This window comes from Parashewanella sp. 2304DJ23-3, assembly GCF_056591695.1.
Window position 1 is genome coordinate 148296 of the sequence record NZ_JBWQOH010000006.1, and the last position, 22640, is coordinate 170935.

The 22640-nt window shown below is 40.4% G+C and carries 20 protein-coding genes; 15 read left to right on the plus strand and 5 right to left on the minus strand.

Annotated elements, in window-relative coordinates:
• Positions 1 to 92: 92 nt before the first annotated feature.
• The 5 genes from cspE to AC1EU2_RS12980 all read right to left on the minus strand — a co-directional run bounded on the left by cspE (position 93) and on the right by AC1EU2_RS12980 (position 6103).
• A complete protein-coding gene (gene cspE / locus AC1EU2_RS12960) occupies positions 93 to 302 on the minus strand; it encodes a transcription antiterminator/RNA stability regulator CspE (protein ID WP_129944898.1) in 210 nt (69 codons plus the stop codon).
• A gap of 301 nt (positions 303 to 603) precedes the next feature.
• Positions 604 to 1410: a 23S rRNA (guanine(745)-N(1))-methyltransferase gene (gene rlmA, locus AC1EU2_RS12965; RefSeq protein WP_480298697.1), complete on the minus strand. Its 807-nt coding sequence runs from the start codon at positions 1408 to 1410 to the stop codon at positions 604 to 606.
• 121 nt (positions 1411 to 1531) lie between these two features.
• Positions 1532 to 3427, minus strand: a complete 1896-nt coding sequence (acs, locus tag AC1EU2_RS12970; RefSeq protein ID WP_480298698.1) for an acetate--CoA ligase — start codon at positions 3425 to 3427, stop codon at positions 1532 to 1534.
• 106 nt (positions 3428 to 3533) lie between these two features.
• Positions 3534 to 4223: an exonuclease domain-containing protein gene (locus AC1EU2_RS12975; RefSeq protein ID WP_480298699.1), complete on the minus strand. Its 690-nt coding sequence runs from the start codon at positions 4221 to 4223 to the stop codon at positions 3534 to 3536.
• 26 nt (positions 4224 to 4249) lie between these two features.
• The gene (locus AC1EU2_RS12980; RefSeq protein WP_480298700.1) at positions 4250 to 6103 is read right to left on the minus strand and encodes a putative nucleotidyltransferase substrate binding domain-containing protein; all 1854 of its coding nucleotides are present in this window, start codon (positions 6101 to 6103) and stop codon (positions 4250 to 4252) included.
• Positions 6104 to 6389: 286 nt separating this feature from the next.
• Between AC1EU2_RS12980 and AC1EU2_RS12985 the strand changes: the two genes are divergently transcribed.
• From AC1EU2_RS12985 to AC1EU2_RS13055, 15 genes are all read left to right on the plus strand, one after another.
• Positions 6390 to 6641, plus strand: a complete 252-nt coding sequence (locus AC1EU2_RS12985) for a DUF4212 domain-containing protein (RefSeq protein ID WP_129944903.1) — start codon at positions 6390 to 6392, stop codon at positions 6639 to 6641.
• On the plus strand, positions 6642 to 8378 hold the full coding sequence (locus tag AC1EU2_RS12990; protein WP_480298701.1) for a sodium:solute symporter family protein: 1737 nt from the start codon (positions 6642 to 6644) through the stop codon (positions 8376 to 8378). It abuts the gene before it with no gap.
• 63 nt (positions 8379 to 8441) lie between these two features.
• Positions 8442 to 8891, plus strand: a complete 450-nt coding sequence (locus AC1EU2_RS12995) for a hypothetical protein (protein WP_480298702.1) — start codon at positions 8442 to 8444, stop codon at positions 8889 to 8891.
• Positions 8892 to 9060: 169 nt separating this feature from the next.
• Positions 9061 to 9897 carry a hypothetical protein gene (locus AC1EU2_RS13000; RefSeq protein ID WP_480298703.1) on the plus strand — a complete coding sequence of 279 codons (837 nt, stop codon included), beginning with the start codon at positions 9061 to 9063 and terminating at the stop codon, positions 9895 to 9897.
• A 95-nt stretch (positions 9898 to 9992) separates the two neighbouring features.
• Complete coding sequence (locus AC1EU2_RS13005) at positions 9993 to 11480, plus strand: glycosyltransferase (RefSeq protein ID WP_480298704.1); 1488 nt, start codon at positions 9993 to 9995, stop codon at positions 11478 to 11480.
• Positions 11481 to 11491: 11 nt separating this feature from the next.
• A complete protein-coding gene (locus AC1EU2_RS13010) occupies positions 11492 to 12922 on the plus strand; it encodes an MptA/MptB family glycosyltransferase (protein WP_480298705.1) in 1431 nt (476 codons plus the stop codon).
• Positions 12919 to 15273: an NAD(P)-binding domain-containing protein gene (locus AC1EU2_RS13015; RefSeq protein WP_480298706.1), complete on the plus strand. Its 2355-nt coding sequence runs from the start codon at positions 12919 to 12921 to the stop codon at positions 15271 to 15273. The genes AC1EU2_RS13010 and AC1EU2_RS13015 overlap by 4 nt, the downstream gene beginning before the upstream one ends.
• The gene (locus AC1EU2_RS13020) at positions 15266 to 16003 is read left to right on the plus strand and encodes a glycosyltransferase family 2 protein (RefSeq protein WP_480298707.1); all 738 of its coding nucleotides are present in this window, start codon (positions 15266 to 15268) and stop codon (positions 16001 to 16003) included. The genes AC1EU2_RS13015 and AC1EU2_RS13020 overlap by 8 nt, the downstream gene beginning before the upstream one ends.
• On the plus strand, positions 16000 to 16839 hold the full coding sequence (locus AC1EU2_RS13025; RefSeq protein ID WP_480298708.1) for a DUF547 domain-containing protein: 840 nt from the start codon (positions 16000 to 16002) through the stop codon (positions 16837 to 16839). The genes AC1EU2_RS13020 and AC1EU2_RS13025 overlap by 4 nt, the downstream gene beginning before the upstream one ends.
• Before the next feature lie 42 nt (positions 16840 to 16881).
• Positions 16882 to 17580: a TIGR04282 family arsenosugar biosynthesis glycosyltransferase gene (locus AC1EU2_RS13030; RefSeq protein ID WP_480298709.1), complete on the plus strand. Its 699-nt coding sequence runs from the start codon at positions 16882 to 16884 to the stop codon at positions 17578 to 17580.
• Positions 17573 to 18721 (plus strand): methyltransferase domain-containing protein, encoded by a 1149-nt coding sequence (locus tag AC1EU2_RS13035; protein ID WP_480298710.1) that lies wholly within the window; start codon positions 17573 to 17575, stop codon positions 18719 to 18721. Before AC1EU2_RS13030 ends, AC1EU2_RS13035 begins: the two co-directional genes overlap by 8 nt.
• Entirely contained in the window at positions 18721 to 19638 is a 918-nt protein-coding gene (locus AC1EU2_RS13040; RefSeq protein ID WP_480298711.1) for a radical SAM protein, read from the plus strand. The genes AC1EU2_RS13035 and AC1EU2_RS13040 overlap by 1 nt, the downstream gene beginning before the upstream one ends.
• A 21-nt stretch (positions 19639 to 19659) precedes the next feature.
• The gene (locus tag AC1EU2_RS13045) at positions 19660 to 20079 is read left to right on the plus strand and encodes an arsenate reductase ArsC (RefSeq protein ID WP_480298712.1); all 420 of its coding nucleotides are present in this window, start codon (positions 19660 to 19662) and stop codon (positions 20077 to 20079) included.
• A gap of 12 nt (positions 20080 to 20091) precedes the next feature.
• Complete coding sequence (mtnP, locus tag AC1EU2_RS13050) at positions 20092 to 20943, plus strand: S-methyl-5'-thioadenosine phosphorylase (RefSeq protein WP_480298713.1); 852 nt, start codon at positions 20092 to 20094, stop codon at positions 20941 to 20943.
• A gap of 175 nt (positions 20944 to 21118) precedes the next feature.
• Positions 21119 to 22603, plus strand: coding sequence for a ubiquitin carboxyl-terminal hydrolase (locus AC1EU2_RS13055; protein ID WP_480298714.1), 1485 nt, complete (start codon positions 21119 to 21121; stop codon positions 22601 to 22603).
• Positions 22604 to 22640: the final 37 nt, after the last annotated feature.

The following is a 22640-nucleotide window of genomic DNA, read 5'->3' on the forward strand; positions in this document are numbered from 1 at the left end:
AAAAGCTTCTTTAATCACAAAATTCAAAAAACAAAAAAGCCGCTCAAAGAGCAGCTTTTTTTTAATTCTTTTAGCTAGAAGGTAACTGGCGATTAACCGATTACTTGTACTTCTTCAGCTTGAGGACCTTTTTGGCCTTGAGTAACAGTGAAAGACACTTTTTGGCCTTCATCTAAAGTTTTGAAACCTTCAGACTGGATAGCACGGAAGTGTACAAATACATCTGGACCTGATTCTTGCTCAATAAATCCGAAACCTTTATCAGAGTTGAACCATTTAACGGTACCAGTTTGCTTAGACATGTTGTATATCCTGTAAATTTAAATTTTAAAGCCTTAACGGCGGTGGAGCTGAAAATGCCGGTATTACTTATTATGTTTACAGGACGAACTTTGTCGAAGTGAATACATAAATAGAAGCCCAACTTTCAAGCTGAGTAGACTATAAAGCATTTTAGCTATAAGTCAACTTGCGTTCGTAATTACCATAAATAATTCATAAAATCAGTAACCAAGAGAACAACAAAGTGAAATTCTGATGTTTATCCGAGCACTAAACCTGAACATTTGCTGACCACTGTGATTTAATCTTGAGACCCTATACTTATATTTTCTTAAAAATTTGGATCTTAAAATCGAGCTCACACTCTAACCCAGAATCTGACAGTTCACTTTTTTGGGTTTTGGTTAATTTCCAAGCGTAAGGCGTCATATTTAGAAAGTTCTCAATATCTCTGGTTACTGGCAGTGACATTACCGTTTCAAGCCTTTCTGTATGAATACGTTCAAAACCCTCAATGGTACTATCTGATTCATCATGCTCTTCTGGACTTTGATAGATCAATGTTTTTAAAAACCAATGATGTCTTGGTCCAGGTGATACAGTTAAGAGCAGACCATTGTCTTTGACTACCCGACTCAACTCTTCAGGCATAGATGGAGCATAAATTCTAAGCACTGCATCAAAAATTGAGGTTGCAAATGGCAAATCAAAAGCACTAGCAACACAAAATTCTAATGATTTATTTCGTTTGGACGCTAATCGAATTGCCGTTTTAGAAATATCTAAGCCGTTAATACGCAAGTCAGGACATGCTTTCGATAATCGACCGGTGTAGTAGCCTTCTCCACAACCTAAGTCGAGCAATGTTGGGGACTCTAATTTCAAGTATTGAATAAGCAGTTCATTTACCCGGTCACTCAAATGTTGATAATGCCCAGCTTCAAGAAACTCCCTTCTTGCTTGCATCATTAACTTGTTATCACCAGGGTCTTTAGAGCTTTTCTTCTGAACTGGCAATAAATTCACATAGCCTTCTTTGGCCTTATCAAAGCAATGATTGTTTTCACAACGCCAAGTGCGCCCCTCTAATTGAAGTGAATTTGAGCAAAGAGGACAAATATAAGACATAAACAAACCAGATAGAAAAATGAACGCTGGATTGTATCAAAAGATAGGGATTGGTGGGAATTACCCCTGCGATACAATGAGTAAATATCGCAGGAGTAGTGTTGGGAGCTTAATTTAGAGCTTATTCTTCCAATGTACTTAAATCACCTTCATCTTGTCCCAAAGCTCTGGCTTTTAAAACACGTCGCATGATTTTTCCAGAACGAGTTTTTGGGAGTCCCTCAACAAATTGCACATCTTCTGGCGTAGCAATTTTACCCATTTCAGCACCGACATGTTCTTTTAGCTCTTGAACAAGGTTCTTATCTGCGACAACACCATCTTTGAGTACAACATAAGTATGAATGGCATTACCTTTCAACTCATGTGGTAAACCAACTGCTGCTGCTTCCGTCACAGCAGGATGGCTGACTAATGCATGTTCGATTTCAGCTGTACCTAGACGATAACCACTGACTTTAAGCACTTCGTCAATACGGCCAATAACCCAAATGTCGCCGTCTTCATCTTTCTTAGCGCTGTCACCTGCTAAGTAACGCCATTCTCCATCAACTTGTGACCAATATAGATCTTTATAGCGCTGCTCATCTTTAAATACCGTTCTAGCCATTCCCGGCCAAGGGTTCTTAATAATGAGTTTACCTTCTTCGTTAGCACCAACCTCTGTGCCTTCATCATTCACAATCGCAATCTCATTACCAAAAAATGGCTTTGTTGCCGAACCAGGCTTCAAAGGTGTAATGGGTAGCGGGCAAATCATAAAGCCGCCAGTTTCTGTTTGCCACCATGTATCAATGATTGGGCATTTATCATTACCAATAACGTGGTGATACCATTTCCATGCTTTCGGATTGATTGGCTCCCCTACACTGCCAAGTAGACGTAAGCTCGATAAATCGTGCTTCTTCGGCCAACGTTCACCGAATCGCATTAAGCCACGTATTGCAGTTGGTGAGGTATAAAGAATGTTGATGCCGTAATTTTCAATGATCTGCCACCAGCGATTTGGATATGGATAGTTAGGTGCACCATCGTAAAGCATAATGGTTGCGCCATTAATCAATGGCCCGTATACAATATAGCTATGACCTGTGATCCAACCCGGATCCGCCGCACACCACCAGCGATCTTGCGGCTTAATGTCGAATGCCATTCTATGGGTTGTTGAGGTATAAACTGCATAACCGCCATGAGTATGAACCATACCTTTTGGCGAGCCTGTTGTACCTGATGTATACAGAATGAATAATGGGTCTTCAGCATTTGTCTGCTCAGTTTCACATTTTGAGCCCGCAATAGGCAGTGCTTTTAAATCATGAAGCCAAAAATCTCGTGAAGGCTCCATTTCAACATCAAGCTCATTATTCTTAACGCAAATACAAACTTCAATGCTTGGGGAGCGTTTCATCGCATCATTAGCAATCGCTTTTAGATTAATCTTCTTGCCACGACGTGAGCCGCCGTCAGCAGTAATCAATACTCGGCTGTGAGCATCATCAATTCGAGATGCGAGTGCATCAGTACTGAAACCACCATAGACAACTGAGTGAACTGCACCGATTTTGGCACAAGCTAACATAGCAAATACCAGCTCTGGAATTTGTGGCATGTAGATAGTGACTACATCGCCCTTTTCAACACCCATGCTTTTTAACACATTAGCAAATTGGCACACTTCACGGTTTAAACCATTGTAAGAGAAGTTACGTTTTTCTCCGTTTTCACCTTCCCAGATGATCGCCATTTTATTACGATTAGCATTTTCAAGATGACGATCAACTGCATTATGTACGATATTGATCTCACCACCATCAAACCACTTATACATTGGCGCATTAGACTCATCTAATACTGAATCCCACTTCTTGAACCAAGATAAGCTTTCAGCCTGCTCAGCCCAAAATGCTTCACGATTTTCAATTGAATATTGATAGAGTTTGTCGTATTCAGGTACGTTGGCTTGCTCAGTTACTTCTGAACTCGGATAAAAGATGTCGCTTTGCTCAAACTGGGTCATTTCCTTCTCCATAGATATGTAATCTAACTTCCAAAGTCTTGTTGAAGAAAATAAAGAGGTTTAAAGGTCTACGCCATTAGACATAAGTCTAAGTGAAGCGTGAAAACTAGAGCTGGACAGCTTTCAGCGTTGTTTTTAACCCTTGATGATTTTTATTAAGCATGGCTAAAAATAACTCTGCTGTGGCTACAGCATCGTTTAGTGCATTATGTTCATGGTGCGGTGGAAGTTCGAATTCATCTCTAAGATTAAACAAACGCAAACGAGATGGATCATATGCCGTATCACTTAAATCAAACCGACGTTTTGCCATCATTAACGTATCAACAACTGGAAAAACTGGTGCCATGCCATATAGTTTCAAACATGCCTCTTTCAAGAAATTAACTTCTATCTGCGCAAAATGTACCAGCATTACTTTACCAGCAAGTTCGTTCAATAGCTGCTCAACTACATACTCTAAAGAGTGACCAGAAGCTTGCTCTGAATCCATAATACTATGAATCTGAACATTGCCCCTTTCGAGCTTCATTTGAGTATTCACTAAACAGTGACGACTGCTCGCCAATGGAATCATGCCTTGAGTTACTTTCGAATACCCTATTGATAAAATTTTGTCAGTCTTTGGATTCAAACCTGTAGTTTCAAAATCGAGCGCCAGAAACTCTAACTCGTCAATTGGTGTACTAAATTTAGGAAAAGGTATACTCAAAAAAGCTCGTAACGGCTCAAGAGGCATTTTTTTTAACTGTCTTTCTCGCTTAGCATTTAGACCAAACCATTTATCAAAGAGCATAGTAACCTCCGACACTCAGCCACCTTTTAGCCATAAGTTGTTTGCCTCACACTTTGCATTTCCTTGATTACAGCGAAGCTGTCTTTTAAATGTTCACGATCTAAGCTTGATAGCGCTTTTGGAGCTAAAAAATTATTTGCCTCATTTCCTTCAATGAGTTGCTTAGCCTGATGTTCAACCTTAAGCATGGTTAAAAACTCAAAAGCTGATATCAAACTGACGGCAGCATCCTTACTTAAAGACGCTGTACCAGCAGCTAATTTTAGTCGCTCTAAAGTATTCACTTCTTTTATCCCTTCAGACAAAGCATAAATTCGAGCCAGATCAGTAATTGGTGCAATGCCGTTGTGTTTTAAATCTAATGTGTTTTTATGTTTATCATTAGCTGTTAGAACAAAGTTCCTAAAGAAACCAAGCGGCGGTTTAAGCTTGACGGCATTGGCAGAAAGGTGTGCTAAAAACAGAGTATTTGCCTTTGTTTTAGCGAGTAAAGTTTCTCGAACTTGCGCGAGTAAATCTGACGGACCATAAACGGTATTAAGGTCAAAGAAAATACTGCTATGCATCAGTGCAAGAGGCTCAGGTTGATCAATCCAGTTGTCAAAATAGCTGTTCCAAACTGATTGTTTTTGTCGCCATTTGTCCGTTGTCGCCATAACGTTACCAGGGCAATAGACATAACCACACAGGTTTAATCCATCACAAACAAAAGTGGCGAGTGCGCTGAACCAAGCTTCATGCTCTGGCTTCACTGCATCATCAATAATAATGCCATTATCTTGATCTGAGTGAACTGTTTGCTCTTGCCGTGCTTGTGAGCCAGCACTTACCCAAGCAAATGGAACGGGTTCGACACCAAGCTCATCTCTTGCCATCAAAATGAGCCTATGGGTGAATGAATTAGTAATAGCACTGATACTTTTACCAATATTCGCTGCAGTAGTCCCAAGCTTAACCATACTGATCTGCAATTTAGGTAATAATTTTGAAATTTCAACCAGCTCGTCAATTGTTTGCGCTTTACGAATCCTTGAAGACATATTCACGGTATTTAGGTCTTCTTGTTTCATCAAATCAGTAATGGTCACCATTCCATCGAGCACACCGTTCCGACTCACAGGTAAATGATGCACTCCGGCCGTCGACATGCTAATTAACGCATCATAAGCATAAGTATTAACATCAATCATTTTCACGTCTTCTGTCATAATTTCAGAAACGGGTGACGATAATGGCAACCCTTCTGCAATACATCTACGGCGAAAATCTTTGTCAGTGACAATTCCAGCAAGCTTGCTGTTTTTTACCACCAGCAAACAAGAGAAATTTTGTTCTGTCATTTTCTGTGCTGCTGATTGAATTGTTTCGCTTTCATCAATCGTTACTGCAGGACTGCTATAAAAATCACTGATGGCAGTATTCATCAACGATGATGACACAATAGCCTGCTCATTAAGTTGAGATGCCTTTTGAGTTAAACGCTGAGTCGCCGAACTTGCAATGAAGTCGTAAACATACGAGTGGCTTTCAGTTACTCGCTTTAGCTTTTCGAAATCAATGACGTAAATCAAACTGTCTTCGGAAGCCGTCACCACGTAGCTGCTATCGATGTTTTCTACAAAAAGTGAACACCAATCGCCTTCACCGTATTTATCAACCAACTCCTTACCACCCTGTCTTGTTTTAAAAGAATTCAAAGCTCCTTTACGAACAATATACAGACTCGGACTATTTATCCCTTCAGGCGGCAAGTATTCATCATGACGCAAATAACAAATATTAATATTTTTAACGAGCGAGGTGACTACCTCTTCCGATAAACCTTCAAATGGCACAATGGCTTTCAAAAAGTCCTTAATATCCGTTAATTCTGTACTCATTTCTTTAACCTCGCATCCTTTATAGGGTTATTTTTAATCAATAACCTCATGAAGTACAAGTGAAAACATACGACCTTAGACTAAAGTTGAATATTTTTCTTTTTGCGGTCTTGTTAGCTTTCAGTTTGGAAAAAAGAACAGCAATTCCGATTGAGCAGGGAATATTAAGGCGTGTAGATCTCTAAGTTTTAAATATTAAGTACGGGCAATATTTAAAATTTAGGGGAAAAAATCTCTCAGCCATACTCTCTCCAAAAAGAATTGATAAAACAAAAAGGAGAGTATTGTGGAAAGCGAAAACAGTTATTGGACTGAAAATTTACGCCTTATCCTGATATGCCTTGCCATATGGTTTGTCGTGTCATTTGTGTTTGGGATCTTGTTAGTTGAACCATTAAATGAAATTCGTATGGGCGGCTATAAGCTAGGTTTCTGGTTTGCTCAGCAAGGTTCTATTTATGTCTTCGTCGCATTGATTTTTTGGTATACCTCAAAAATGAATAAGCTCGATAAAAAATACAAGGTAGAGGAAAAGTAAATGGATGAATTAAAACTTTATACCTACATTGCCGTATTTGGCTCATTCGGGCTTTATTTTGCAATTGCATGGTGGGCGCGAGCGAGTTCAACCAGTGACTTTTATGTAGCGGGTGGTGGTATTAGCCCATTACAAAACGGCATGGCAATTGGTGCCGACTGGATGAGTGCTGCGTCATTTATCTCTATGGCAGGTTTAATTGCCTTTTTAGGTTACGGCGGTTCCGTATTCTTAATGGGGTGGACTGGTGGTTATGTACTGCTTGCGATGTTACTTGCACCGTACATGCGTAAACACGGTAAATTTACTGTACCTGAATTTATCAGCGACCGATATTATTCGAAAAGCGCACGCATCGTAGCAGTTATCTGTCTAATTATCGCTTCACTCACTTACATCATCGGTCAAATGAAAGGTGTTGGTGTCGCATTCTCCCGCTTCCTAGAAGTGGATTACGATTTAGGGCTTGGTATAGGCATGTTAGTAGTATGGGTGTATGCCGTACTCGGTGGCATGAAAGGCATTACCTATACTCAGATTGCGCAATATTGTGTGTTAATCTTTGCTTATACCATCCCTGCCATTTTCATCTCGCTACAACTGACAGGTAACCCAATTCCACAACTTGGTCTTGGTAGTACGCTAGCGGATGGCAGTGGTGTTTACTTACTCGATAAGTTAGATCAAGTCGTCACAGATTTAGGCTTTAAAGAGTACACCACGGACAACATGGGTGGCTCACTGAACATGTTTGCTTACACCATGTCATTAATGATTGGTACAGCAGGTCTTCCACATGTGATTATGCGCTTCTTTACTGTTCCATCAGTAAAAGCAGCTCGTTCATCAGCTGGTTATGCGCTTGTGTTTATTGCACTACTTTATACTGTCGCTCCAGCGGTAGGCGCAATGGCTCGTTTAAACTTAATGAGCACCATTGAACCAACTGCGGGTCAAAACTTACAGTATGACCAACGTCCACAATGGTTTAAAGATTGGGAAAACACTGGGTTATTAAAGTACGAAGATAAAAACGGTGATGGAAAAATCCAATATGTTGCAGACAAGAAAACCAATGAAATGGTTAAAGTTGACCGCGACATCATGGTACTAGCAAACCCTGCGATCGCCAATCTTCCGAACTGGGTTATTGCGCTTGTTGCAGCCGGTGGTCTAGCTGCCGCTCTTTCAACTGCAGCAGGGTTGCTCTTAGCCATATCCTCCTCGATTTCCCATGACTTAATGAAAGGTGTATTCACCCCGAATATGTCAGAGAAAAACGAACTACTTGCAGGACGGGTAACCATGACGCTATCGATTCTGGTCGCAGGTTATCTCGGGCTCAATCCGCCCGGATTTGCCGCCGGAACCGTGGCCTTGGCCTTTGGCCTCGCTGCATCCAGCATCTTCCCTGCGCTGATGATGGGGATCTTCTCTAAGAAAATGAGCGGTAAAGCGGCCGTAGCAGGGATGTGTTCAGGTATTGGTATCACTATGCTGTATGTATTCCAGCATAAAGGCATCATGTTTATTCCAGGCACTTCATTCCTTGGCGGTTTACCTGAAAACTGGTTCTTCGGGATATCACCAAACGCATTCGGTGCAGTAGGTGCATTAGTTAACTTTGCAGTAGCATTTATTGTTTGTAAGTTTACTGGTGAAGCTCCAAAAGAAATTCAGCAAATGGTTGAAAACTTCCGTGTACCGAAAGGTGCAGGGGCCGCACACGCACATTAATATCTAGTCTATGAAGGCTCTGACTTTTCAGAGCCTTCTTTATAAAAATAATAAGGATATAAGATGAATAAGCACACAAAACTAGCGATATTCGTGGCGCCCATTCTGACCATTGCTGGCTATATTATTTCTGACTCGTATCTAGAAAATCAGGCTGAGGAAAAACGAGTGTTTACACTCACACCTGAAAATCAGTGTGATGTGCTTGCTAAAGAATGTATTTTAGTTTCAGGCAAATTCAAAATTAACGTTTATGATGAGGACGGTACCACTTTTATCAATTCAACTTTCCCGCTCGATAAAGCAACTTTATTCCTTGTAGATCGACATGAACAAGCAACCAGTTACCCACTAGCAATGGAAAAGTCAGCTTATTATTGGGGAAGAGATACGCCGTTAAGACAGATTTTATCTGATGAAAAAGCTAAACAAAAAGTTCGTTTAATTGCTCAAATTAAAGGCGGTCAATATATAAGTGAATTTTATACATCTACACGCAACAAAACGATGTAAAAAATATTAAAATCAATTGCCCGCACAAAAAACAAGCACATTAAGTACCTGTTTCTGCTTCATATTGTCATTTTAACTGCATAACTCTTCATTTTATTTGAAATATATCATTGCCTTGTTTGGTCTTAACAAAAAGCTAACAATGATAATTAATCAAAGAGTGAACGTTATGATCAACAATCTCAAGTTAAAAAACACATCTCTTAAAGCGCTGTTAATCTCTGCCCCTTTTATGCTTGCAGCAACTAACGCATCAGCTGGTGCGTGGGTTGGCGAAAAAGGCTCTGGTTATGCAAAACTCGGCTATGCGACCTATGAAGCGGATAGCTATAGAGGAAACAATCCTAATTTCCAAAACTTCGACAGCGACAGCGTTTCTTTCTACGGAGAGTACGGTTTAGGCAATAGCTTTTCTCTTTATGGTTCACAAATCTATCAATCATATGATCAATTAGACAGTGCTTTAGGTGAAAGCAGTGCTACAGGCTTCGGCGATACTGAGTTAGGTTTGAAGTATCAATGGCAAGCTGAACCATTCGTTTTATCAACGTCTTTCTTGGTTAAAGCCCCGCTTTTTTACAAAGCTGAAGATGGCTTAGGCAATCACCAAGTTGATTATGAAGCCAGAGTACTTATCGGTAAAGGATTAGGGAAATATGGCTACTTCGGTGCTGAAGCGGGTTACCGTTTAAGAGCTGATGCGCCATCTGATGAATATCGCTACCTCATCGAATACGGCTTTAATATCACTAAAAACTTATACTTCCGTACCAAGCTAGACGGAATTTTAAGCGCAGAAAACTCTGATGCGCCTAATACATTAAACGGCAACCTATCTAATCCACTTGAGTTCGATGTAGGCAAACTTGAGCTAACAACCGGTTGGAACTTCGATAACAAAGCCTTGAAAGGTTACGGTTTAGAAGTGACTTACACCCGTGAAATATATGGTGAAAACGTACTAGAAGGCGATCGTATAGAGCTTGGTTTAACAAAAGTTTTCTAAAATCGCATTTCAAAGAAATGCAGAGCATTTAATACTCTGCATTTCTTAAAAATTGAACGTTTCGGATTTAAAGCTTCACAAAAGGTTGTTCAACAATGTCGTCAATTAGTTGGTTTTTTATCGCCAGTCATTTTGTTTTATTGGGCATCTTATGTCTTTTTGGCCTTCATCGCTTGTCGATGGTTCTTCGCTGGTACAAATACCGTAATTACAAGCCTGCCGAACCAAAAAAGTTTGCTGAGCTACCTCAAGTAACGGTACAAATACCACTTTATAATGAGCGTTTAGTTGCTAAGCGTATTGTTGATTCAATCGTGCAACTTGAATATCCTCAAGACAAATTACAAATTCAAATTGTTGATGACTCAACGGACGAAACCAGTGATTTAATCGCTGAAAGAGTCTCGTATCACCAACAACAAGGTATCAATATTCAGCACATTCAGCGTGTGCATCGCCATGGATTTAAAGCAGGCGCTTTAAAAGATGCAATGGAAACTGCTACGGGTGAATTTATTGCCATTTTCGATGCTGACTTCATTCCTCACAACGATACTTTACTTAAAACGATTCATCATTTCTCCCAACAAGACATTGCCATGGTGCAATTCCGTTGGGAGCATTTGAATCGCAAAAGCAGCCTACTGACAAAAGTCCAAGCCATCATGCTAGACGCTCACTTCGGGCTAGAACAACATGTGCGGTGTGCCAGTAACAAGTTATTTAACTTTAATGGCACCGCTGGTATCTGGCGTACAGAAGCGATAATTGATGCTGGGCATTGGAGCGCTGACACCCTAACTGAAGATTTAGATTTGAGTTATCGAGCGCAACTTGCAGGTTGGAAAATGCTTTATCTCAACGATGTGACCTGTCCTGGTGAACTACCAGCAGACATGAATGCCTTTAAGAGTCAGCAGTTCCGCTGGGCCAAAGGTGGCGTTGAAGTGATGATGAAAATGTTGCCAACGGTTTGGAGATCAAACATCCCCTTTAAAAAGAAAGTCGAGTCTACTTTCCACCTCGGTAATAATCTCGCTTACTTTGTCATGCTGATTGATACCCTCATTTTCTTAGTCCCGAGTTTATATCTGCGTGACCAATACGATTTCGTCAACGTATGGTGGTTGGATATTCCATTACTCGCCATGTCGTCTGGTGGTCATTTAGCTTATCTCTATTTTGGTCAAGTCGTTCTCAATCGTTCAAAAAGTCGCGCCTTCGTAAAGTTACCAAGTTTAATGATTTTGGGTATTCAACTGGCGATTAATAACTCAAAAGCAGGGATTGAAGGATTATTAGGTAAACGCAGCGAATTTGTGCGAACGCCAAAGACCGGCGAATTAGAAAATAGACCTGCTCAAGCAGTCGTACAAACTAAACCTGAGAAAAAACAATATCGTGCTATTCCGCCAAAAGGTGCGTTTTTTGAAGTTGCGATCGCTGTGATTTATTCCATTGTATTCCTCTGGGCAATGGCTCAAGGACATTGGTTTATGCTGCCGTTTTTATTATTGCTTGCCGTAGGTTTTGTACTTTCTGCACTTCATAGCTTTTATAGCCACTTTCAGTTGTCTAAATAGTGGTAAAAAGTATGAATAAACTCACAAACTTTTTTGCAAATGAAGTTTCACAAACCACTCTAAAATGGATACACCTGTTGAGCTTAATCGGTGTGCTATTAGCAAGTTTTAGTAGCCATTGGTTGTCTGCTATCAAAAATACGCCTACTTCACCTTATTTAAGTGAAATGGGGTCGCTAATCATTTTGCAATTTAGTTTGATGGGCGTTTTTATGCTATCGGCATGGGCTTCAGCACCATCATCAGCAAAACTGAAAGATTATAAGTTACTTATCTTGGCAGCAATCATTGCACGAGTCGCTCTGATTGGTGTTATGCCATACACTTCAAATGATGTTGACCGCTATTTATTTGATGGCCGAATTGCATATGAAGGTATTGATCCATATAGAGTGAGCCATGATGATCCTGAGTTAACCGAATTGCGAATGCAGTGGCAACCACCACAGGAACATGCCAAGTACGTTACCTTGTATCCTCCAGTCGCATTAAGTTTGTTTGCTTTAGCATCATCGGCTGGCGTTGAACATGCTCAACTTGCATGGAGTGTTATCTTGCTTTTGAGTGGTTTGCTCACCCTCTATTTTTCTACCAAAGTGCTACAGCATATTGATATGTTGAAGCACCTTCCACTTGTTGCGCTATCACCATTATTGATTTTAGAAACAGGTGTTGGTCTTCATTTGGATGCGCTCACGACGCTCTGCATTATTGTCGCTGTGTATTTATGGTTGAAACACCATGTTGCTGCATGTGGAATCGTCATTGGCATTGGTATGTCGCTCAAGATTTTACCTATGATGCTATTGCTTCCATTCATGTTTTGGTTGCTTGGAAGGAAAGCATTCAAAATCAGTGCCGTACTCGCAATAAATACAGTTGCTACTGTTATTGCCATTTACGCACTTACCGTTTTATTAGGTTTTCACCCTGTAGGAAGTATCAGTGTATTTTTTGAAAAGTGGCGATTTGCATCGCCTATGTTCAATACATTAGGCGCTTTCTTTTCAGGTTATACGTTAATCGCAGTTTTGCTCAGTATCGCAGCTATTTGTTCACTTTTAGTTGGCTTAGTGTGCATAAAGCTTACACCATCTGAAAAAAACAATGCCAGTTTTGGCCTCTGCCTACAGCTTGCCGTTTCATTACCGCTACTTTTAATTCCAGTGGTATTTCCTTGGTACTTAATGCCGTTAATTCCGCTCCTAGCGTTAAGACCTAATATATATCTCATCGCATGGACATTACTGATGCCACTGACATATGAAGTGATCAGTAATTTCTTATGTTGCCAGCAATGGATGCCAGCACAATGGCCTGTAAATCTTATAGGCGCTTTATATCTACTTACAATCATAAAATTAATTCACTGGCTCATAACCAGTAGAACTGAGCTATTTGACTTATTTAATGCTGACAAGAAAGTGTGTGACTCAATATGATAACAACAATCAAAAATTATACTCATTGGCTGCACGGCCGCTGGCCTGATGGGGAAGTTGAGAAGCTCCCTGTCGTCGAACATAACGGTACAACTAACATTAAAGGTGTTTATGTTGTTGGTGATTTAACAGGTGTACCGTTACTCAAGTTCTCTGCTGATACTGGCGCAAAAGCAGTAATAAGTATTGTGAATGACAGTGCGTTTATTCAACGTAAACAAGCGGAGGATACTGCCGATGTGATTATCGTAGGAGGTGGTGTCAGTGGTTATGCTGCTGCTATCGAAGCGAAAAAACACAACCTTAATTTTACTTTAGTGGAAGGCAATCAACCTCTTTCTACAATTGAAAACTTCCCAAAAAATAAACCAATTTATACTTACCCAACGGATTTAACGCCTGAAGGTGATTTGCAGTTTTCAGACAAGATCACTCATAAAGAGAATCTGCTTTCAGAATTAAAAGAGCAACTGACTCAACATGATATTGCAACAACCATTGCGAAAGTCAGTCATGTAGAAAAAACGGCTCAGCACCTTGAGGTTTCGTTAGAAAATGGGGAAAAGTTAAAAGCGCATCGAGTGATTCTTGCCATTGGTCGCTCTGGTGGTTATCGCAAACTTAACGTTAAAGGTGAAGGACTCGATAAAGTCAGTAATCGTTTAATCGATCCTGCTGTATACACGGATAAAAAGCTGCTAATAGTGGGTGGTGGAGACAGTGCACTCGAAGCTGCCATCGCAACAGCAAATGAAAATGCTGATGTAACACTATCTTACCGTAAGGGCGAATTTAGCCGAGCTAAAACAGAAAACGTTGAGCAGCTAAATCAACTGGTTGATGAACATAAAGTCTCGCTAAAATTGAACACCAACTTAAGCGAAATTACCGAAAAAAGCGTCACCCTAAAAAGTCAGCAAGGTCAGACTGAAACCTTAGCAAACGACAACGTTCTATTGGCAACGGGTCGTGAAGCGCCGTTAGATTTTTTCCGTCGTTCAAAGATTAAGATTCAAGGTGAAAGTACATGGCAAGGTTGGATTGCATTTATCCTATTCTTAGGTGCAATGGTAGCCTTGTACGATTGGAAAGGTTATGGTTTCTTCAATTCATTTTGGGGAACCTTCTCTTATCCAGATCAAATGCCAACGCTCATTGCTGGTTGGGGTGAATGGTGGCAAGCTCAAGTCAACGATCGCAGTACGTTGATTGGTACCATTGCTGTATCGTTGAAAAGTCGTTCTTTTTACTACACTTTGCTTTATACCATCTTAATTGCTGTGTTTGGTTGGCAACGAATTCAAAGGCGAAAAACACCGTATGTAACCAGACAAACCATTGTTTTGTTTGTTATTCAACTATTACCACTGTTTTTGCTACCTGAGATCATCTTGCCTTATTTAGGTTACAACGGTGTATTTGATGCTGGGACGGGCAAGGCTTTTGCAGACACCCTATTCCCAAGCTACATCTCAGCCCAAGATCTTGCTGCACACAACTGGCCAGATTGGGGACACCCACGTGCGTTTTGGCATGCATACAGCTTTATCTTCGCATGGCCGTTAGGTGTCTACACGGTATTTACTGATACACCACAAGTCGCATGGTTGATTATTGCTGCTGTTCAAACGTTAGTGATTATTCCATTAATCGTTTACAAATGGGGTAAAGGCGCCTATTGCAGTTGGATTTGTTCTTGTGGTGCAATGGCTGAAACTATGGGCGATACTCAACGCCACAAAATGCCTCACGGTGCCAAATGGAATAAGCTGAATATGCTTGGGCAATTCATCTTACTGGTTGCAATTGTATTATTAGTGATTCGTGTACTGGGATGGGTTTATCCAGACTCTTGGATGAACGAGATGTTTAATCTGTTCTTCAAGGGTGAAAACAAAGATTACCAACTGGTCAACGGTTTCAATTATAAGTGGATTGTCGACATTCTGTTTGCGGGTGTTTTAGGTTTCGGCCTTTACTTCAAGTATTCAGGTAGAACTTGGTGTCGCTTTGCTTGCCCGCTGGCCGCTTTGATGAACATTTACAGTCGCTTTAGTAAATTCGCCATTGTCAGCGAAAAATCAAAATGCATCAGCTGTAATCAGTGTACGAGCATTTGCCACCAAGGCATCGATGTTATGGCATTTGCCAGCAAAGGCAAGCCGATGACCGACCCACAGTGTGTACGTTGTTCAGCGTGTGTAAGTACCTGCCCGACTGGCACACTGTCATTTGCTGAAATTAATCGTGCAACATCAAAGGTGATTAAAGTCGATTCGCTAGCTGCTAGCCCTGTGCAAATGGCGGAGAAAGCCAAAAAGCACGGAGTCATTGAGGTGCGTAATGTATAAGGGACATAAAGTCGCAGTGGTGATCCCTGCGCTAAATGAAGAAAACGCCATTGGTGTTGTTGTTTCGGCGCTGAATGCATTGCAGTTTGATAATCAAAAAGTCATCGACGATATCGTAGTTTGTGACAATGGTTCGACCGACAACACTAGCTCAGCGGCAGAGGCCGCTGGTGCTATTACCGTTCGCCAAAACACACCGGGCTACGGCATCGCTTGTTTGACTGCTATCAATAACTTACCAGAATGTGACATTGTTCTGTTTGTTGATGGCGACGATTCTTGTTTTGCGCAGCAAGCCATTCCAATGCTTGAAGGTATTGTGACTGGTGATGACTTAGCCATTGGCTCTCGCACCATGGGCAAAATAGAAAAAGGTGCCCTTACCCAAACTCAAATGTTTGGAAATTGGTTATCGAGTCATTTGATCACTCTGTTTTGGGGACAGAAGATCACTGATTTAGGCCCTTTTCGAGCCATACGTTATCCGTCACTCAAATTTATCGACATGCAAGATAAAACCTTTGGCTGGACAGTAGAAATGCAAGTCAAAGCCATCATCCATGGTATGCAAGTCAGTGAGTATTCGGTTGACTCAAAAGTTCGTATTGGCGAGTCCAAGATCAGCGGCACACTCAAAGGTTCAGTAAAAGCAGGTATTGGTATTTTATCAATGATTGGAAAGCTGTATTTAACACAAGGTCAACTCAAACGTATGGCCAGTCGAGCATGAGCAAGCTAAAACTCGTGTTAATCATTATTGGGATTGCCTTTTCAGCGTTGCTGATAAAAGGCTACTCCCTTTATTCTGCAATTACGCCTAATGCATTAAGCTATTGGGCAATCAGTGACGAAAACAATACACAACAAATTGATCATTCTCTTTGGCAAACTGTTCTTGATGGCTATTTAGTTGAGATAAAAACGAAAGGTGTTCGTGCGTTTAATTACGCTCAAGTCACTCAAACGGATAAAAAAAGCCTCAAAGATTACCTACACCAACTTGAATCTATTGATCCACGAACACTGAATAAAAACGAACAGCTTAGCTTTTGGGTAAATCTCTATAATGCGTTAACTATTGATGTTGTGCTTGATCATTATCCGGTTACTTCAATAAAAGATATAGGTGATGGTATTACTGGGCCGTGGAATATGGAATTACTCAGAATCGCTGATCAATCCATTACCTTAAATCAAATTGAGCACAAAATCTTAAGGCCAATTTGGCAAGATCCACGTATTCATTATGTGATCAACTGCGCCAGTGTCGGCTGCCCTGACCTGCCCAATAAAACATTCAGCAGTAAAAATGTCGACGCTCAGCTTAATAAAGCCGCAACTCGCTTTATAAATCAAACTAAAGCTGTCGATATTCAAAATAATCAGCTGAAACTTTCAAGCATCTACAGTTGGTTTTCTCAAGACTTTGGTGATAATCAAGCAAAGCTTATGCTGCACATTCAAACATTTGCAAAACCCGCTTTAAAAACACAATTAGAAGCGGTTGCATCGGATAAAAATTCAGACATCAATTTTGACTATGATTGGAAATTAAATGCGCCTTAAGCAGGTCATTTAAAACAATCATAAAAAATAAAATACAGATTGATGAAAGCACCATTACCCACACTTGTTATTTTTTGTAAAAGACCAAAGCTGCACCAAGGTAAGCAAAGGCTCACAGAAGCAACGACACCTGAAAACGCATTAAAAGTTGCTCATGCGCTATTAGCTTGTGCAATTGAAGATGCGCGAGCTTGGACAGGCAATGTTGTTCTTGCTTGTGCCCATCATGAAGACAAGCAATGGATGCAATCACAAATGCCAAGTGCCATAGTAATGTCTCAATTGCCTAACGGCATGAGCGGTAATCTTGGTCAAAGACTCAACTTTATTGACAGTGAGCTGAGAAAATTAGGCCATAATCAACTCATTTTTATTGGCACCGATGCACCAATATTGAATCAAGCGCACTATCAATCAGTGCTTACTGAGTTACAAGAACACGATATTGCGCTTAGCCATGCCGATGATGGCGGAGTGGTCATTATGGCGAATAACGTACCTTGGCCTAACATCAAAAATCTTGCTTGGAGTACTTATTCTTTAGGCTCTGAACTCAAGCAAACCTGCAAACAGCAACAATTAACCGTAGCTACTGCTGTCGCTGGTTATGATGTTGATTATGTAACGGATCTTAAAAAATCAATAGATGATCTTGACGGCGATAGTCGCCCTGCAAGACAAGCTTTAATTAAGCTCATTAATGACTTATTCCATTTTTCAGGAGAGACTCAAGATGACTAGCACCTCTCAATGTTGCAGTACTCCAAACGATAAAGACACAAACAATGATTCAACCCATGATGTCGTTAAAGATTATTATGGCAAGGTACTAGAAGGCTCTGACGATCTACAAACCAACGCCTGTTGCACCGACGATGGTCTTTCAACTCAGATGAAAACCGTACTTTCGAATATTCATGACGAAGTGCTCACTCGTTACTACGGCTGCGGGTTAGTAACGCCAGAGTCATTAGAAGGTTGTCACATTCTTGACTTGGGTTGCGGTGCTGGGCGTGACTGTTATGCATTAGCACAATTGGTTGGTGAAAATGGTTCGGTTATCGGTGTGGATATGACTGACGAACAACTCGCCGTTGCCAACAAGCATATTGAGTATCATCAACATAAATTTGGTTTCGCCAAGCCCAACACTTCATTTTTAAAAGGCTACATAGAAAAGTTGGATGAGCTTGATATTCCTGATAATAGTATTGACGTAGTGATTTCTAACTGCGTGATCAATCTCAGTCCTGATAAAAATGCCGTGCTTAAAGAAGTATTTCGCATCTTAAAGCCCGGCGGTGAAATTTACTTTTCTGATGTCTACGCCGACAGACGAGTGCCGAGCCAGTTAGTTGAAGACCCGCTTTTATACGGTGAGTGTTTGAGTGGAGCGCTTTATTGGAATGACTTTGAAAATCTCGCTAAGAACGTAGGTTTTGCTGAGCCAAGGCTCGTCAGCAGCCGAGTGATCACCGTAGACAATGATGAATTGGCTGCAAAGCTAGGTGATATTCGCTTTACTTCTGCCACTTATCGATTATTCAAAGCTGATGGTTTGGAAGCTGATGCTCAAGACTATGGTCATACCATTAAATATTTAGGCACGATTGCTGAGCATGAAGACGAATGGTCATTCGATCAAGCGACTACTTTCATCAATAACGAAATAAAAGCTGTTAGTAGTAACCTTTGGCAAACGTTGAAGCAATCTCGCTTCAGTCAGAGTTTTGATTTTGTAGAACAAGGCACTACACATCTTGGCTTTTTTACACAACAAAATCAAAACACAGCTGAAGACTTTGATTTTAAAATCGAAAAAACACAAACAGCGTCAAGTTGTTGTAGCCCTACTCCCGAAAAAAAGACGAGTTGCTGCTAATGAGTATTGCAGAGCAATTGGACAGCTGGACTCACACACCATTAGGTGATGAACGTGGTTACATTCAGCCGCATACGTTAAAAGAACTTTGGTTCCATACTGGTACCAAATGTAATTTAGAATGCAGTTTTTGTTTAGAAGGTTCTAGCCCTTCAGACAAACGTTTGTTAACGCCAAAGCTTGAAGAAGTCATTCCATTTATTGATGAAGCCTTGGGAATGGGCGTCGAACAGTTTTCATTTACTGGCGGCGAGCCCTTCTTAGCGAAGGACATTGTCGACATTTTGGATTACGCCTCAAAGTTTAAGCCGTGCTTAGTGCTGACTAACGGTACTGAGCCATTACTTAAACGTCTTGATGCGCTTATTGCTCTGCAAAGTAAAAATCAACATCCTGTTTCATTTCGGATCAGCATTGATTCTCCGGATGAAAAAGAACACGACCAAGGTCGAGGCATTGGAAACTTTGCCAAAGCCTTTATCGGTATGCGTAAACTGCATCAGCATGGATTCTCGGTATCACTGGCGCGTCATATTGCGAATAATGAAAATCAGGATGAAGTTGATCAACAATATCGAAACCTTTTTTCATTAAACGGCATTCCTTCTGAGACCCATATTGTGGCATTTCCAGATTTTTTACCGCCAGGTTCGTTACCATCTGTACCGCACATTACGACTCACTGTATGACCGCTTATCAGACCGAGCAACAGCGTGATAAGTACATGTGTGCCAACTCAAAAATGATCATCAAAAAAGGTACTGAAATGCAAGTTTACGCTTGCACGTTGGTTGATGATGACCCCGACTATTTTATGGGAAACACATTAACTGAAAGCATGCCGCAAAAGATCAATTTGAAACATCACAGATGTTATAGCTGCTTCGCTCACGGCGCCAGCTGTAGTGAAATTTAGAGTAATACCAAGGAGAGTCCGATGAAATCGATTTTATTTTTATGTACGGGAAATTCCTGTCGCAGCCAAATGGCACACGGTTTTGCTAATGCAATATTAGGCGAGCAATTCGAAAGCTATTCTGCGGGTATTGAATCGCATGGCCTTAACCCTTCTGCAGTAAAGGTAATGCAAGAAGTGGGGATTGATATTAGCCGCCACCAATCAAACACCCTTAATGAATTTGAAAACAAAAGATTCGATTATGTTGTTGCGGTTTGTGAACACGCTGCAAGTAATTGCCCTACTTTTGCTCAAACAACGCAGCTAATCAAACGCCAATTTGATGATCCACCAAAGTTGGCAAGAGATGCTAATACACCTGAAGAAGCATTAAGCCACTACCGCCGAGTGCGTGATGAAATCAAAGACTGGGTTTCAGACTTATCAAGATTGAATTAAAAGGACGACGAAATGTTAGCAATTATTGGTGGCACAGGTATTTATAATATTGATGGCCTAATCACCGTAGAAAAACACGATATAACAACACCATTTGGTAAACCGTCGGCTGAAATTGTACGCGGTGTTTACCATGGTAAAGAGATTTTATTTTTACCCCGTCATGGTAACAATCACCAGCTTTTACCTTCTGAAGTAAACTATAAAGCCAACATCTGGGCATTAAAAAGTTTGGGTGTTAAACAAATTATTGGCTTATCTGCGGTTGGTAGCTTACAGCAAGAAGTAAAACCGGGTGATTTAGCCATCGCAGATCAATATTTTGATTTTGTAAAAAATCATCGTGAAAAATCATTCTTTGGCAATGGCATAGTGGCTCATGTGTCTACCGCAGAACCAACCTGCTCATCGCTCGCCGACGGCATAGCAGAAGCCGCCGCAGCGTGTGACATCACATTACACAGAAACAAAACCTATGCCTGTGTTGATGGCCCAAGACTTGGCACGAAAGCAGAAAGTTTATTCCTAAAAAATGCCGTTAATGCTGATTTAGTTGGCATGACCAATGTGCCTGAAGTATTTCTAGCCCGTGAAGCACAGATCTGTTATTGCACAATCGGCATTGCGACCGACTACGATTGCTGGCAGGACGATCCAAAACATCACGTAACCGTTGAGCAAGTTATCAGCCGTTACGGTGCCAGCCTAGCCAAAGCTAAGCAAGTGCTAGAGATCTATATTCAAGGTACTGCTGCTGTTTGTTCAAGCCGTTGTAACCATTCTTTAGAAAGTGCAGTATTAACACCAGTTGATACTTTATCGGAAGAAAATAAGCATTTATTTGAAGTGTTGTCTGCGAAATAATAAGGCGCTTCTTTTAAGGGAATATTCAATTTCCCTTTTTCATATCAACAAGAAATTAAATTTAGTCCGACTAGTTCTTTTTATTAATCTACATTAATACTTAATTATTAATGGAAATTAACTAAGCTAATAAAGCCAAAGTGCTAAAATATAGCTCTACTTGTGAGTACATATTATGGCAACTGAATATCAAATTTCTTGGAACCCACATAGAGCTTCTGTACTAGGAGTGGAAGACATTATTGAACCTCTGAGTGACTTAGAGGTTGGTGACTCTCAAACTTTTCACTTAACATTCCTAGACCCCAATACAGGTGCGTCTGAAAACCGAATCTACAAGGTTAAACGCACATCAGATAAAACTTTAGACTTTAATAGAGTCGGTGGGCTCAGAACCGTAATCGATAAAATTAATGTATTCAAATGGAGAACTAGTGAGTCAACTGCACTAAGCCTTTTTGTAAATCAAAGAGATAGTCAAGCTGATATACAAGGTACTTTTCCAGGCTTTATTCGTTATGGACAAACTTGCTTCATGAATGCTGCTCTCAAGCAAGTTATCTCTGAATGCGAGCCTGGATTGAGCGAAAGAATAGCCTCTTCTTTTCCAAATAAATCAAAAAATTATCAAAAGCTTGCTTCAGCTTTTGCTGCACTCTCTGATGAATGCCATAAAGTAAAAAACGGAGGCAGTGCTATACAAATAGACATGCTTCATAAACAATTTTATAAATTATTAAAAAAATATGCCAACACCTCAATCCAGCCTCCTACTCAAAAAGTAAAAAACACTATAATTAATCCCCAACAAACAGAAGTAGAAAAAAAGCCTGATGTTCCTGAAAAAATCAGCCAAGCTGTAGAAACAAAAAAGTGCCATAAAAATAAAAATCAAGAGAGTGAATCAGAACCACTTGAAGTACCCAACAATGAGACTTTTACTCTAACAAAGAATGAAGTGGATGGTATAAAAAAAGCAAGAAGGCTATTCTGCAACCGTTATAGCACACAAGAGGACTCGCATGAATTTACTCAATTTTTAGTAGACTTAGCTCAGGTTAGAAATTCAGACCATGAAATTAGTGAAAATTCTGAATTTACTCCTTTAAATCCAAGCGAAGGTGAAATGACAACACATAAAGGTCCTCCAGACTCATGTTACGTACTTCATCTTGATAAGAAGAGAACAATAGGTAAACAATTATCAGCAAAAAGGTCCGCGATTGTTGTTCCTGAGTATGCAGGAGGGCCAAAAAGGAGAAAAGTTGATTTTATTGCTTCTCCCAACCCCCAAGAAATTCAAAAGATTCGCCTTCAAGTTGGTTTGTTTTCATCCTCTAGTGTTGGGGGATATTTAACACTTTCTAAGCTCACTTCTAAAGCAAAGGGCTTAATACCAACTGATGAAACCTTCGACGTAACAATTTATAATTCCACTAAACGAGAGTATGAAGTTTGTAAATTTAAAATAAAATCCATTATTGTTCATGATGGTGAATCAATAGATTCTGGCCACTATTATACCCTTGAGAGAGGCCAAGGAAATACTTGGATTAAGTATGATGATGAAACCGTTACGATTTTCGATAAACCCTTAAAATCACACTTTTCATACTTTTCAGAGGCCGCCCCCTATCTCGTCGTACTGGAAAAAGCTTAACCAGCAACTGGTACGACCATATTCAGGTTTTAATGTA